14 protein-coding genes and 1 pseudogene are annotated in these 14556 nt (G+C 63.4%); 3 read left to right on the top strand and 12 right to left on the bottom strand.

Annotated elements, in window-relative coordinates:
• The first annotated feature begins 13 nt into the window (after window positions 1-13).
• Complete coding sequence (acpS, locus tag AC5Y5B_RS07055; RefSeq protein ID WP_066862574.1) at window positions 14-412, top strand: holo-ACP synthase AcpS; 399 nt, start codon at window positions 14-16, stop codon at window positions 410-412.
• 10 nt (window positions 413-422) lie between these two features.
• Window positions 423-1748: a dipeptidase gene (locus AC5Y5B_RS07060; protein ID WP_500004586.1), complete on the top strand. Its 1326-nt coding sequence runs from the start codon at window positions 423-425 to the stop codon at window positions 1746-1748.
• On the opposite strand, the gene AC5Y5B_RS07065 is transcribed toward AC5Y5B_RS07060, so the two are convergent.
• Window positions 1745-2185, bottom strand: a complete 441-nt coding sequence (locus AC5Y5B_RS07065; protein WP_500004588.1) for a nitroreductase family deazaflavin-dependent oxidoreductase — start codon at window positions 2183-2185, stop codon at window positions 1745-1747. The two genes, AC5Y5B_RS07060 and AC5Y5B_RS07065, sit on opposite strands and share 4 nt — an antisense overlap.
• A gap of 132 nt (window positions 2186-2317) precedes the next feature.
• On the opposite strand from AC5Y5B_RS07065, the gene AC5Y5B_RS07070 reads away from it, so the two are divergent.
• On the top strand, window positions 2318-3685 hold the full coding sequence (locus AC5Y5B_RS07070) for a cytochrome P450 (protein WP_500004590.1): 1368 nt from the start codon (window positions 2318-2320) through the stop codon (window positions 3683-3685).
• Here AC5Y5B_RS07070 and AC5Y5B_RS07075 read toward each other — a convergent pair.
• The 11 genes and pseudogenes from AC5Y5B_RS07075 to AC5Y5B_RS07125 all read right to left on the bottom strand — a co-directional run.
• Window positions 3686-3784 (bottom strand): annotated as a pseudogene (locus AC5Y5B_RS07075) (peroxiredoxin); the annotation flags it as partial.
• A 33-nt stretch (window positions 3785-3817) separates the two neighbouring features.
• A complete protein-coding gene (locus AC5Y5B_RS07080) occupies window positions 3818-5563 on the bottom strand; it encodes a hypothetical protein (protein WP_500004592.1) in 1746 nt (581 codons plus the stop codon).
• 13 nt (window positions 5564-5576) lie between these two features.
• Window positions 5577-5945, bottom strand: a complete 369-nt coding sequence (locus AC5Y5B_RS07085; RefSeq protein WP_500004594.1) for a coiled-coil domain-containing protein — start codon at window positions 5943-5945, stop codon at window positions 5577-5579.
• Window positions 5942-6304: a hypothetical protein gene (locus AC5Y5B_RS07090; RefSeq protein WP_500004596.1), complete on the bottom strand. Its 363-nt coding sequence runs from the start codon at window positions 6302-6304 to the stop codon at window positions 5942-5944. Before AC5Y5B_RS07090 ends, AC5Y5B_RS07085 begins: the two co-directional genes overlap by 4 nt.
• A complete protein-coding gene (locus AC5Y5B_RS07095; protein ID WP_500004598.1) occupies window positions 6294-6776 on the bottom strand; it encodes a phage gene 29 protein family protein in 483 nt (160 codons plus the stop codon). Before AC5Y5B_RS07095 ends, AC5Y5B_RS07090 begins: the two co-directional genes overlap by 11 nt.
• Window positions 6777-6809: 33 nt before the next feature.
• Window positions 6810-8756 carry a Gp37-like protein gene (locus AC5Y5B_RS07100; protein WP_500004600.1) on the bottom strand — a complete coding sequence of 649 codons (1947 nt, stop codon included), beginning with the start codon at window positions 8754-8756 and terminating at the stop codon, window positions 6810-6812.
• Window positions 8757-8943: 187 nt separating this feature from the next.
• Window positions 8944-9960, bottom strand: a complete 1017-nt coding sequence (locus AC5Y5B_RS07105; RefSeq protein ID WP_500004602.1) for a phage tail protein — start codon at window positions 9958-9960, stop codon at window positions 8944-8946.
• 41 nt (window positions 9961-10001) lie between these two features.
• Window positions 10002-12653: a hypothetical protein gene (locus tag AC5Y5B_RS07110; RefSeq protein ID WP_500004604.1), complete on the bottom strand. Its 2652-nt coding sequence runs from the start codon at window positions 12651-12653 to the stop codon at window positions 10002-10004.
• Window positions 12654-12758: 105 nt separating this feature from the next.
• Window positions 12759-13229, bottom strand: coding sequence for a hypothetical protein (locus AC5Y5B_RS07115; protein ID WP_500004606.1), 471 nt, complete (start codon window positions 13227-13229; stop codon window positions 12759-12761).
• Entirely contained in the window at window positions 13196-13561 is a 366-nt protein-coding gene (locus AC5Y5B_RS07120) for a phage tail assembly protein (RefSeq protein ID WP_500004610.1), read from the bottom strand. The genes AC5Y5B_RS07115 and AC5Y5B_RS07120 overlap by 34 nt, the downstream gene beginning before the upstream one ends.
• A gap of 109 nt (window positions 13562-13670) precedes the next feature.
• Window positions 13671-14540, bottom strand: a complete 870-nt coding sequence (locus AC5Y5B_RS07125) for a phage tail tube protein (protein ID WP_500004612.1) — start codon at window positions 14538-14540, stop codon at window positions 13671-13673.
• Between the last annotated feature and the right edge of the window lie 16 nt (window positions 14541-14556).

Here is a 14556-nt window from a genome sequence, read left to right on the forward strand (position 1 = left end):
AGCCTGGCGACCCATGGGAATTGTCGGTGTGGGGATCGATCTCGTCTCCATCCCTGATTTCGCCGAGCAGGTCGACCAGCCGGGCACCGTCTTCTCCGAGACGTTCACCCCGGGGGAGCGCCGCGACGCGTCGGACAAGAGTTCGTCGGCGGCGCGTCACCTGGCGGCCCGCTGGGCGGCCAAGGAGGCCGTGATCAAGGCGTGGTCGGGGTCGCGGTTCGCCCAGCGGCCGGTGCTGCCGGAGGACATCCACCGCGACATCGAGGTGGTCACCGACATGTGGGGACGCCCGCGGGTCCGGCTGAGCGGCGACATCGCCAAACACCTGGCCGACGTGACGATCCACGTCTCGCTGACGCACGAGGGCGATACCGCCGCCGCGGTGGCGATCCTGGAGACGACGTCCGACTAGCCTCGATCCCATGAGCGATCTGGTTGAGCGCGTCCGCGAACTGCTGCCGTCGGTGCGGCGCGATCTGGAAGACCTGGTGCGCATCGAATCGGTTTGGGCCGACCCCGGCCGCCGCGACGAGGTACAGCGCAGCGCGCAGGCCGTCGCGGATCTATTGTCGCAGGCCGGTTTCGGCGACGTGCAGATCGTCAGCGAAGGGGGAGCGCCGGCGGTCATCGCGCGCCATCCCGCGCCGGACGGCGCGCCCACCGTGCTGCTGTACGCACACCACGACGTGCAGCCCGAAGGCGACCGCAGCCAATGGCTCTCGCCGCCCTTCGAGCCCACCGAGCGTGGCGGCCGGCTCTACGGGCGCGGCAGCGCCGACGACAAGGCCGGCATCGCAACGCATTTGGCGGCGTTTCGGGCGCACGGCGGGCGGCCGCCGGTGGGCGTGACGGTGTTCGTCGAGGGTGAAGAGGAATCCGGATCGCCGTCCCTGGGCCGGCTGCTGGCCGCGCACCGCGACGCGCTGGCCGCCGACGTGATCGTCATCGCCGACTCGGACAACTGGAGCCCCGAAATCCCGGCGCTGACGGTCACGCTGCGCGGCCTGGTCGACTGCGTGGTCGAGGTCGCCACGCTCGACCACGGCCTGCACTCCGGCATCTGGGGCGGCGTGGTGCCCGATGCGCTAAGCGTGCTGGTGCGGCTGCTGGCCAGCCTGCACGACGACGAGGGCAACGTGGCCGTGGCCGGTCTGCACGAAAGCACCGCCGCCGCAGTGGATTACCCGCCCGAGCGGGTGCGTGCCGACTCCGGACTGCTGGACGGCGTGTCCGAAATCGGCTCGGGCTCGGCGCCGCAGCGGCTGTGGGCCAAGCCGGCGATCACCGTGATCGGCATCGACACCACCCCCATCGAAAAGGCGTCGAACACGCTGATCCCGCGGGCGCGGGCCAAGATCAGCATGCGCGTCGCGCCGGGCGGTGACGCCTCCGCGCATATGGACGCGCTGACCGCTCACCTGGAAAAGCACGTGCCGTGGGGTGCGCAGCTCAGCGTCACCCGCGGCGACCTCGGCGAGCCCTACGCCATCGACGCCAGCGGCAGCGTCTACGACGCGGCACGTGCGGCCTTCCGGCAGGCATGGGGCACCGATGCGATCGACATGGGCATGGGCGGGTCGATCCCGTTCATCGCGGAGTTCGCCGAGGCGTTTCCGCAGGCGAAGATCCTCGTCACCGGCGTGGAGGACCCCGCAACCCAGGCCCACAGCATCAACGAGAGCCTGCACCTGGGCGTGCTGGAACGCGCGGCGATCAGCGAGGCGCTGCTGCTGGCCAACCTGGGCTAGCGCTTGGGTGTCAGCACCACGATCGGGATCGGGCGCGACGTCTGTTCCTGGTACCTGGCGTACTGGCCCTTGTTGACCTTGTTGACGATCGTGAAGAGCCGATCGTAGGTGGGATCGTCCGGCAGAACCGGTCGCGCCGTGGCGCCGAAACGCCTTGGGCCGACGTTAATTTCCACGTCGGGGCGAGCCTTCAGATTGTGATACCAGCCCGGCGAGCGCGGCGCGCCGCCGTTGGACGCCGTCACGAGGTAGTCGTCGCCGTCGCGGCCGTAGGCCAGCGCCGCCGTGCGTGGCTCGCCCGTCTTTGCACCCACCGTGTGCAGCAGCAGACTGGGAATCAGCATCATCCGGTGCCCGATCCACCCGCGGGTCCCCCGATACACGCGATCGTGGAATCGGATGAATCCGGCGAGCGTCTTCTCGGCGAGGGAACTCATGGCGGTCAGTATTGCCGAGTCGGCGGGATCTCTCCCAGTTGGGCCGACTGGTCCCCAGAATGCTTAACGAGACCGGCAGTCTCGCGGCATACTGCTTCTACACGCAGCCACTCGTCCGCAGGAGACGCGACCGTGAGCACGGAAAACACCCTGGCCGGAGACGCCCGCAAGACCAATCGTTACCACTTTGATCGCCACACCCCGGAGTACCGCGAGCGGTTCACCGCGATCACCGAGGAGATGCATGCCAGGTGTCCGGTCGCGTGGACCGACACCTACGACGGGCATTGGGTCGCCGCGGGCAACCGGGAAGTCTTCGAGCTCGCTCGTTGCCCGCACGTGTCCAACGACCACGACGTGACCGGCGAAGGCACTGGGTACAAGGGCATCACGATTCCCACGCTGCCGCAGGGCACCGGCGTCCGCGGTGGCATGCTCGAGATGGACGAACCCGAGCACTCCGCGTACCGCAGCATCCTCAACCCCTACCTGTCGCCGGCGGCCGTCAAGCGCTGGAAGCCGTTCGTCGACGAGATCGTGCGGGCCAGCATCGACGAGAAGATCGAAACCGGCCGGATCGACTTCGTCGACGATCTCGCGAACGTGGTGCCCGCCGTCCTGACGCTGGCGATCATGGGCGTTCCGCTGAAGAAGTGGCAGCTGTATTGCGAGCCGGCCCACGCCAACGTCTACACCCCCGCCGATTCCCCGGACGCCCCAAGGGTTTTGGAGCAGACGATGGCGATGGGAGCGGACCTGTTCAACCATCTCCTGGAGATCCGCGAGAACCCGCGACCCGGCATCGTGGACGCGCTCGCGAGGCTGAAGATCGACGGAGAACCCGCGCCCGACGCCGAACTGCTCGGGATGCTGGGCTTGATCATCGGCGGGGGGTTCGACACGACGACGGCGCTGACCGCGCACGCACTCGAATGGCTGGGCGAAAATCCCGAGCAGAGCGAACTGTTGAGGCGGGAATCGGAGACGCTGCTCGACTCGGCGACCGAGGAATTCCTGCGTTACTTCACGCCCGCTCCCGGCGACGGGCGCACGATCGCCGCCGACCTCGAAATAGCGGGCACGCGGTTCAAGGAGGGCGATCGCCTCTGGTTGTCCTGGGCGATGGCCAACCGCGATCCCGCGGTGTTCCCCGATCCGAATCGGCTAGACCTGAGCCGAAAGAACAACCGGCACTTCAGCTTCGGGCTCGGAATCCATCGCTGTATCGGTTCCAATGTCGCGCGGGTGGTGTTCAAGTCGATGCTCACGGCGGTGCTCGACCGGATGCCCGACTACCGCTGCGACCCCGAGGGCACCGTGCACTATCCGACGATCGGCGTGATCCAGGGCATGCAGCACCTCCCGGCCACCTTCACGCCCGGAGCGCGGCTGGGCCCGGGGATCGACGAGACGCTGGAGAAGCTGCAGTGGGTCTGCGACGAACAGGGGGTCGCGCGGCCGATCACCGAGTACACCGAGGCCGCCGTCATCGGCGGCTGACTACACCGACAGGTCGCGGCGCAGCTTGGCGACGTGGCCGGTGGCCTTCACGTTGTACAGAGCACCTCTTCTACCCAAACAAAAAAAGCCCCGGACCAGGCAATAAGCCCAGTCCGGGGATTCTTTGTGTCGCTAGGGTTGTCGTGCAACGAACCAGGTCTGCGCTCGGCCACCCTTACCGGCAGAGCCGGAGAAGGTAGCCCACGAGCCACCACCCGCACCGGGTGATGGGCCGTCCTGGCCGGGGACCGTAGCCTCGCCACCGCCTTGGTAGATGACTCCTTGGTAGGTGAACGGGGTGACACCCTGGCCGAAGAAGCCGGGAGCGCCGGAGGCTGCACCGCCTGCTGCGGTGAGAGTCCCGTACCCGGGAACCACCACGGTGTTGCCGGAGCCGTTGCTGCCGTTGATGTTGGAGACAGATCCGCCAGCTCCACCGGGGCCGTTTGTGCCTGTGATGGTCGTCGTGCCGTCCGGGATGTCGACGCCGTATTCGAGCGTCGTACCCTTCCACTTACCGCAGTCACCACCGGGAGCCGCTGGGATGGCATCTCCACCACCACCGTCACCCAACTGGACGATGTCGATCAGGCTGCCCTTGACACGGAACTGCTCGGGGATGGTGTAGGTGAAGTTGCCTGCAGCAGCGAACGTCTGCTTACGCGGAGTCAGGACAGGCGGCGCGATGTCGCCTGTCACGATCCCGATGCCGAACCACGGGATGTCGCTGGAGTAGGTCGTAGACGAGAAAGCCAGGGCACCAGAACCCGTCCGGGTGGATGCCGGCCGAGCCGGGACCACCGTAGGGTGATCCGGCAGCCACGAGCCCGCCGACTTACCGGCGATCGAGTGGGTACCTGTACCGACGACCCGCCAGGCCACGCCCAGCACGTCGCTGGGCTGGATGTCCAGCCGCTCAGCCTCGTCCGCGATTGAGTAGACCAGGTACTTCCACGTCGTGTCGACGGGGCCAATCTGGTTGGGAGACGTGTGGATCAGGTCCCAGGTCGACGTGTCGTAGTTCGCTTTGTACACGTCGATGTACAGGGCTGTGATGTTGTCGAAGCCCTTACCGAACCAGGAGATGAACCCCTTCTTGGCAGCCTGCTCCGCTCGCCAGTAGGCGACGGGGACAGAAGACGCTGTAGCCGAGATGATGTCGGTCGGGTCGGTCCCTCCGCTGAACAAGTCGGTCAGCAGGAAGTTCGACTCCTCGGTCTCGTCAATCCCGGACATGATCGACTTGTTGTTGCGGATCGACAGGATCTCGCTGTTGAGCTCACCGATCGAGGCGGCAGAATCCGCTTTGGTCGAGGTGTCCGCTGCGGCGTTACCGACGTCCGCAGAGGTGGCGTTAGTTCCGTCCTGCTGGGCCAACCCGCCGAACAGGTTGGCCACCAAGTTCTTCAGGTTGTTCTCTTGAGCGGAGACCCAGTCCTTGATGGACTGGACACCCTCGTTCACCGGGGTGACAACCAGACCCTGGAAGATCTCGATGATCTGGTTGAGGACGGTGACGATCGTCCCCAGCGGATCGACCAGCAGCCCGTTGACGATCGTGCTGACCGCCGTTGTGACGTCCGCGAAGTCTTCTGCCACCGAGCCGGGGATGAACCCCTCGAACAGCTGCAGCGCCTCCAGCGGAAGCGTGGCCAGGTACTCACCCAGCTTGACGATCGCTGCCGGGACGTCGCTGATCGAGGTCGGCAGCGAGATGGCGGGGCCTTTGATCAACGACTGGACGAAGTCCTCTGTGACGCCCTGTCCCCAGTTGGTGGACCCACCGCCTCCTACTTTGAACGCCCCGAGACCCACCAGCGAGGCGAGGTCGGGGATGTTGCCGAAGACGTCGGCGTCCGACTGATTCGGTGTGGTCACAGGCCGACTCCTTTCAGAGGTCTAGGAGTGCCGGTGCTACGGGAGGTGTCTTGTCCGGGACATGGCGAGAGATCCAGCGCAGCAGCGTGACGATATAGTCAAACGCGAGCTGCAGCTTGGCCTTCGAGTCCTTGTTCTCCTGCTCCAAGCTGTCCAGCCGCTCGTTTAGATCGGCGATCTCCTGCTTCAGCGGTGCTACCAACACCACCGCCGTGTCGGCGATGATCTTCGCCGCCTCGGCGTCCAGCTTGGGGATCTCAGCCTCGGTCCTGCTGGCCTCAGCCTTGCGGCTGCGCTTCTCGAACAGACCCTTAATCCACGCACCCAGGAGCAAGCCGGTTGGGCCGGAAGCGATCCCCGCCCATTCCAGTGCCTGGCTCATGTCGACGGAGGAGTAACAGCCGAGACCTTCTTGACCTTGCGGCCAAACCAGATCGACAACCCGAACGGCACGATCAGCGTGTACACGGCCAGGGCCGAGTCGATGATCGGGGTGATGTTCACATCACGCCCAATCCCCGCTGCCACAACGGAAACCAGCGCGATAGCGACCGCACGGACCTCGGCAGGACTCGGCAGGTGTTCCATGATCTTCTCGACGGTGGGAGTGTCCTGCACGTCGGATGTGTCAAAGTCCTCTGTCACTGCGGTGCCTTTCGGTTGGTCTGGGGGAGTGGGGACGGGATCGTCCTGTAGCTCTCGCGGGTCGAGGGCCTGCGTGTCCTCAAGCTCACTGCTCATGGGAAACCTCTGATTCCTCAAAGACTCTGGCCTTTGAAGGTTGTGGCGGGTCTGGGATCTTGTAGCCGGCTGCCTGGAGCTGGTATGCGAGAGCCCAATTCTCTTGCTGTGTCATCTGCCGGATGTCCGGGATGACGGTGACTTCAGGCTCGGGCTCATCAGCCCGAACCCAGCGGGCCGCTCCGTTGTACTGGTGCTGCGGCCCTCGGAATGCTTCTTGGAACTTGATCTGCTGCTCGGGCAGCTTGCTGACGTGGATGTTGCCGTCCTCGTCGGCGAGACTCGCCAGATAGTCGCGGTGAGCGAAACCCGCCTCCCACAAGTGCTTCGACCACTTCCTCAAGAATCCTGAGTGGGTGATCACCCCGGAGCCCGCGAATGCAGGCATGTTTCGGAGAGCCCAGAGGAAGTGCTCCTCTGGGTCTCCCGGGTTGCACTCCGATTGGGATGGCATGGGTTTCGTCTTCTGCATGGCGAGCCTTCCTGCTCCAGCTACGCTGGAGCGTTACAAAATCCCCAAGCCGCCTCCGACTTGGTTGAACTGACGAATCAGGTCCAGCGCCTTGAGCGCCGGGTCCTGCGGTTCCCGGTATCCGACTTCGGCCTGCCAGCCGCGAGGGCCGTCTTTACCCCAGCCGTACTTCAACTTGCCGATCCGCTCCACGAAGATCACATTCGGGATCGGGTAGTCGTACACCGTTGTGCCGACTCGGTTCCCGACCCAGCAGTGGCCGTAGCCCTGCTCCCCGAAGATGTACGGGGAAGCGTCAGCGACCTTGATCTCGTGGTTAGTATGCGGACGGGTAGCCCACATCTTCGCCCGGATGGCCATCATCGCGGACAGGGTGAAAGCGCGGTCTGCGCCGTCAGCCCAGCCCTCGTAGTAGTGGAAGTCTCCGAGGCTCGTAGCGTTGTCCTCAAGCCCAGCGATCGGCAGGGTGATACCGCCCGAAGCCGCACGCAGACTGGGGATCTCCATGAACGCCAGGAACACATCCTCGTAGAGGATCTTGGCGAGGGCGTCCATGACGCCGCCGAGCGGCGGGAGGTCTATGGCCCCGCCGAATGCAGCAGCACCAGGTGCCGCAGCGATCGCCGAGTTGATCAGCGAGGTGAGGAAGTCCCCGACCATGTTGACACCGGCCGAGATAGCCTCGTTCACACCGGGCATCGAGTGCCCACCGGTCAGGAAGGACGTATCCGTAGCCTCGTAGTAGGTGAACTCCGAGGACTCGATCCCGGTCAGGGGACCGTCCTCGAATACCACCCACGGGGCCATCGGCCTCGTGCCCAGGAAGCCCGGGTTGTAGTACTCCCCTGGGAATGTGGCATCGCCGGTGAAGATGTCGATGCCCTCGGTGTAACCGTCGTCGGTGATGTTGACAACGGCCCTGATAAGCCCTGTGAGCAGCGAACCGCCGAAGGCGGTCTCTGTACCCCAGCCGGAGTTGTCGACGCAGTCCCAGACCAGACAGCCGTGCCTAATCGGTATGTGGCTGAACAGATCCTCGAAGATCGAGACCCCGAGGATCTCGATGTCGAACTCACCCTGAAGGTCTTGGAACGGGTGAGGGTCTTCACCCTTTATGTACCGCCTGCAGGTCATCGTGAGCTGAGCGTCTTCGAGCGTCTTCTTAGCGACGTCGTGGAACTTCTGGAACCGGGAGAAGACGATCGTCAGGTTGGAGTTGTCCCCGAGCAACGGGAACGGCTTGACGATGTTCCTCCACGTCGCTGTGTTGAGCGAGAACGGGAACCACTCGGATAGATCGAGAGGGTTATCCGGCAGCGTCCACAGGCTCGTTTCGAGCCGGAGGATGTTGACGAACAACGTCATCAGCAAACACCACTTGGCCGGCCCGAATACGATCCACAGCTTCGGGAACTGAAGCTCGGGACGCAGGAACGGGTTAGCCCAGCAGACGATGTGCTTAGCCTGCTCGTAGTCGTGCTTGAAGGTGATCTCCAGGTGGGCCATCCCACCCTTTTGCTTTTTGATCGTGTAGTGATCCATAAAGCCCGACCACCGAGAGCCCTGCTTGTCGATCGTGATCAGCACGTTGCGCTTAGCGCGGCCTCGGAAGTTCATCACCCACTTGGCCAGGTAGTGCACCAGCGGAAGCTGGAGCACCGCAGTCCCGGTGTCGTTCTCGATGAACTCGTAGTCGATGTCCAGCCAGCCGGCGACCTCTCCCCGGAGGTTGAAGTCGCCGTCCCACAGACGAATCCGAGGGGGAGCAAGCCTCGCCTGCTCCAGCACATCCCTGCGCTTGAGGGTGTCCTGCCAGAGCCGCTCGTGCTCAGCCCGCTGACTCAGGTCGTACGGCGGGTACAGCTTCGGCGGCTTGATGTCCGGGATCGGAGGACCGGGGGCACCGATGTCCCCTCGGTCCCTAACAACCTTGTCGTACAACGAGGTCGACTCTTCGAGAGTCGCCAGCCCGGGGCTCACTTGGGGCCTCCGCTAGGTCTGAATCTGAAGTCAGACTCCTCTTCCTCGTATTCGACCTCAGAAGCCTCCTGAGCGAGCTCAAACTGCCCTCCGGTGTTGCTTATCCGGGTCTGCAGTTCTAGCTCGTCCTCGGTGTACTCAGGGCCGAAAGTCACTACCGGATGTCCGAATATGCGAAGGACGTAAATCATTCGAGCCCCCACGGGCGAGACCACGGACGGGGGATGCGGAGCGTGATCATCTGCCCCGGAGCACATCCGGCGACGGTGATCTCGAACTTCTTGTTCTGGGTGTACGGCGGAACCGGGTAGCGGAACCTGACACCGTTCATCCGAGCCCAGACCTGAGAGCCGCTGGCAGAAGTGATCTGCTCGACCCGTGGGTCTGTGTCGATGACACAGTCCTCACCGATGATCAGACCGGGGAGCTGCAGACGTCTGTCGGCCTGCTCCTCGTCCTCGAACGAGTAGTCCGGGATGATCCACTGCGTGTAAGGGGCCTGGTCCCACGGGATGGCGATGCCAGGTGGGAAAGGCCAAGGCAGATCGGGGATCTGCTCCTTGGAGCCTGGAACCGTCCACTTCAACCAGATGTACTGGTCGGTGGGGTTCAGGTTGGCCACGTTGATCTTCAGGGTCTCCTGCGGCAGCGTGGTGAACGCCGGGAAGATCCCGTCGACAATCGTCGGCTGGAACCGGGTGTCCCGCTTGGTCTTCGCCGTGTGGACTACGTCGTCTTCCCACCAGAACGGGTCCGCTGCGACCAGCGTCATCTTGACGTCGAGCACCAGACCCAGGTGGGGGTCGGTGTCGAGGTCTACCTCAAGGGCAGACCCCAGACGTACCTTCAACTTCCGGTGCCCGGACTCGGGCGTGGTGACGTGGATGTATGCGTCCCGGTTGAAGGCCAGCGCCTTCCTCAGCGCGGAATCCCTTCCAGACCAAGGGTCGTCCCGATCCGCGAGGATCAGGATCGCCAGCGTGATGTCACGGCGCAGGATGCGGTAGGAGAGGAACCTGGCTCCCGGGAAGTTGCCAGGCTCCTCGTAGACCGTCTTGACGGGAGGGTCGAACAGACCCTTCACCCCGGTGCCGAGGTACATACCCCGGTCACCGGCATTCGGGCCGGCGATCGTGAACCACTCGCCGTTGACACCTTCGAGCTCTACGACGGTGTCGTCGTGCGTTCCGTATTGATTGCTCATCTACCCTCGTTAGGTGTCAAGTCGAGAGCGTCGAAAAACGCTCACCGACCGGCGTATTGCAGCGCCTTACGGTTCTGCTCGTTCTGCTTGACGGCCATCGCCTCGTCCACGGAGTTGACGTGGATGTGGGTGTCGTTACCGCCACCGGGCTTCGCCTGGTTACCGAACGCGCTACCGATCGACTTGGACAACTGCGAAGTCGCCCACTGGATACCGATGTTGGCGATCGTCGGGATCGCACCCTTACCGGAGATGCCCAGGTCCTGCTCGAACTGGTTGATGTTCGCCATAGCGAAGTTGGACCCGATACCCGGCAGCTTCTGGAGCTGCTGACCGAACATCTGACCGATGTTCATGTCCTGCGGGGAGTTTCCCTTCTTGTCCGGGAAGTAGTCCTTCCCCAACTTGAGCTGATCCCTAAGGGTCTGCAGTTGGCGCATCTGATCGGTGATCGACTTGCGACCGGCCTTGTCCTTCGGGTCGAGCGAGTCTCGCTGGACCTTCAGTTGGTCGTACTCCGCACCGATTTCCTTCAGCTCATCGCTGATGTTCTTCGCCAGACCAGGAGTGGCCACACCGTTCTTCATCGCCTCGGAGACCCGACCCGCTAGGTCGGTAGCCCGCTGGATTACACCTTGGAAACCACCCTCCAGGCCCTGTTGGAAGCCCTGGGCTGTGTAGTTACCGATACTGGCGAATACCGTTGACGGTGACTTGATTCCAAGCTGCACCTTCGCAGCGCCCTCGACAGCAGAAGCCAGGTCCTTGGCAGCAGCTACGGCTGCTCCCTTGCCGGCTGTGATACCAGCGGCCATACCCTGGCCTAGAGCCTGTCCAGCAGCCTCACCCGCAGCCCTCAGCCCGGATAGGGCCTTGGTTACCTCGCCGGGGATCTTCCCGACTTCTGCGATGATCTGCTGCACAGCGGTCTTCGCTGCGTTCACCAGGCCGTCGAAAGCACCTTGGGAGCCTGCGGTGACAGCCTGCCAAACCCCTTGCAGTTGCTGGGGTATCTGGTCGAACGCGGCCTTAATCTGACCGGAGATCCCCTGCGCCTGCTGGGCAGCCTGTTGGGCTGCCTGCCCTGCCCCAGAGGGGTTTTGTGCGAACCCAGGGGCCACCGGCCCGGGATTAAACGGGGTGGTGTCCGCTTGGGCGTTGGCGAGCTGAGGCGTAAGGACGCCCAGCGGCTTCTTGCCGAGTCTGTCCGGGTTGAATATGTCCTTGAGCTGATCTAGGAAGCTCTGACCGAGCGACCCGCCGCTGGTGTCGAAGATGCCGGTGAACTTGTTCCAGAGCCCTTTGGCTCCGTTGATAATTCCAGCGTCGTCCGTTGGTATCCCCGGAAACATCGGACTCCCGATCTTTCCGCCCTGTGTCGGGTCCTGCTTGCCAGACCACCACGGCTGGAAGCCGGGCCGGACAGGAGTCGCCGGAGATCCGTCAGGGTTCAGTGCCTGAGTGTGCCCTCCGGGCAAAAGGTTTACAAACTTCTCGATGATCGGGGCGATCGTGTTGAAGAAGTTCGTCAGGTCGGGCAACGCCTTAACCGTCAGGTTGGTGATGGAGTCCAGCGTCTGCTTGATGCTGTTCTGCATCTGCGGATCGGCAGCCAGCTTGATGCCGGCGTCGAACAGCTTGCCGACGAACCCGACTACCGAATCCAACACCGGGCGCATACCCGAGATCGCTTTATCGAGAGTCCCGTCCGCGCTGATCTTCGAGACCCAGCCTGAGAACTTGTCTCCAAGCTCGTTGAACCAGTTGGCCAACCCGGGGAAGTGAGTAGACACCTGGGTGGCCAGGTTGACGAAGCCCGTCGTGAACGCCGAGATGCCCGGGGCGGCAGCCGAAAGGCCTCCACCGATGTTGGCGAACAACGTGTTGAGCTGGTTGACGATCGCGGGCGATGTCAACGTCTTGGCCACGCCAGAGGCGACGTTGACCAGACCCTCGGCAATGCCGCGCATCGCCGTGGTAACCGGCTTAGCGACCGTGAGGAGCTGCTGAAGAACCGGGGTCATCCCCTTGGCGAAAACGTCCGATACGGAGTCTGTGAGCGCCTTGAGGGCGGGTCCCGCCTTCAGCTTGCCCTTCTTGTCTGTGGTAGCCAGGCCTGAGTCCTCAGCGGCCTTCTTGAGGCCGTTCATGCCTAGTGCGACAGCGCCAATCGGTGCCACCACGCCCGAGATGAGCGCGGGCAGCGATGCCAAGGCCGGGGCGAGGATGGCTAGGGCCGGGGGGAGCAGCGACATGATCGCGATCAGGTTCGCCGGGGAGCCGAAGTTCCCAGCGGAACCTAGACCGCCGCCGAAACCACCACCGCCACCTCCGAAGCCGCCCCCACCGCCTCCACCGCCGCCGATCCGGCCACGGAGGCGGTCGAGGAACGACCGGTCGACATCAACGTCAACCTTGACCTTGGTTCTAAAGCCGCTCAGCTCCTGGGCAATCTTGCCCTTCAGGTAATCGGTGTTGACGTCTACCTTCACCTTGGCCCTGGCATCAGCCTCTTCGGCTGCCGCCTTAACCTTCTCGGCTAGGCCGTTCTTGTCAAAGTCGGCCTTAACCTTGACCTTGAATTCTTCGCTTTTCTCGATCGCCGCCAGCTCGGCGTGCAGCTCACGCCGGAACTTCGAGGTGTCCGGGGTGACCTTGATCGAGATAGTGCCGACTACCTGTCCTCCAGCCATCAGCCATCAGACCCCTTCCGCTTCTCGATGACCTCTAGCGCAGCCAACAACTTCCTCCGGAACTCAGCGGTGTCCGGGGTGACCTTGATCAAGGGGGGTCGCCGTTCAGCCATTAGCCTCAGCCGCCTTTCGTTTCTTCGCTTTCGCCAACAGGGTTTTGGCCATGAATCCGAAGGAGCCTGGCTTGTCTTTGAGCTGCTTCTTGACCTTGATGTCGTCGGGGAGCGGATACGGCTCCGGCATCTCGGGAGCTTTACTGTCCGGGTCTCGGTTGGCGCTCAGGAACATCCAGTTCGCTATGGCCTGGAGGTCTATCTGCCTCGCTGCCATGTACCGATCCGGTGACCAGCCTCTGAACTCAGGCCCACCGCGCAGTTGCGCTACGAACGCAGACTCGATCGGCAGGTGCAGAACATGCATCAGAGCCCACCGGGGGGAGAGGGGCTTGTCCTCCGAGAACAAATCCCGGAGGTCAATCCCGTAGTACTGCTTCAGATCCGGTATGAGATCCTCGCCAGCCTCGTCAATGAGGCGGGCGAGCTCTAGGCTTCCCCCGCTTCGGTGTCCTCGATCCATGCGTTCAGGACCTTGGACATCAGGGCAACATGGATGTGCTTGTCGTCATCGTGGAGATCGGACAGGAGCTTCGCGGGCTTGTCAGCCACCGCGTAGAAGATCTTCGAGATGATCTCGACAACCTTGTCCAGTGCCTCCGGGCTGTCATCCTCGGAGTCCACCTTGGACAGGGCATCTATGCTGTCCTTCACGGCCTTACGGTCTTCCTTGGAAAGCCGGAGGGTCGATTTCAGCTCGCACTGCGAACCATCGGACAGCTTGATTGCGAACGGCTCGAACTGCTTCTTGGTTTCCTCTCGGAGCGCCTGCAGGGTGAATACGTTGTTAGTCATTGGGTAGCGGACCTTTCGTGTCGGCGGGCGGTGTTAGAGGAGGAGCGGGCGGCCCGCCAAGGTGAACCCGCTCCCCCGGTTAAACAGACACCTCGGGAGGTGTCAAGTACTACGCAGAACCCAACAGGTCCAGCGAGATCCAGTCGTACAGCCGGCGAGTGCCGTAGTTCAGGAAGGTGGCCTTCACCGGCAGACCGGCGAAGTTGTCCAGCGGCATCTTGATCGAAGCGTCGCGGGAGATCTCAGCCTTGGAGGCGTAGAACCCGACGCGGGCGTCGCCGTCCACCAGGACGACGAAGACCGACTTCTCGACCGGGGTGAAGTTGCCGTCAACACCGAACACGCCGGACGTGTCAGCGGCGTCCTCACCGAAGTACAGCTCCAGCGAGTTGCGGTCGAACTGCTCCAGCGTGAACTTCAGCGAGTCCTCAGTCGGGTCACCAGACTCGACCTCGCGGAGACGCTTGCGCTGCCAGGTGCCGCGCATCTGCTTCTTGCCGCCGTCGAATCCGAACTCGGGCAGGTCATCACGCGAGGTATGCCCCACGTTGACCCAGCCGTTCGGGGACGCCACCTGAGTGACGGTGACGGTCGGGGTTCCGGTTCCGGTGGCGGTACCAGTGACAGCAAAGGCGGTGCCCATCTTGTCACCGATCAGGGCGATCGTGAATCCATCGGTGTCGGTAGCCGACTCACCCTTGATGTCGATGTTCCCCGGGCCGACGCTCTCCAGCGCCTCTAGGGCGTTCTGGACCTGTTCGGCAGTGGCCGGCAGGTTGATGTCATCGGTGGTGTCCTCACCGAGCGTCAGGGTGAACTTGGTGGCCGTGTTGGTCACCTTGATGTTCCGAACGTCCGCTCCGAACGTGTCGGGGTCGAGGGTGTCCACCTGGCTCGGCGTCGGGGCCAGAGCCGCGACGTCGTTGATGAACACAAACCCCTGTGCTACAACCAATGCAGCGTCGTCATCGAGCGCCATGTGCGCTCTCCTTTCG

It is taken from the genome of Mycobacterium sp. NGS33, from assembly GCF_059812885.1.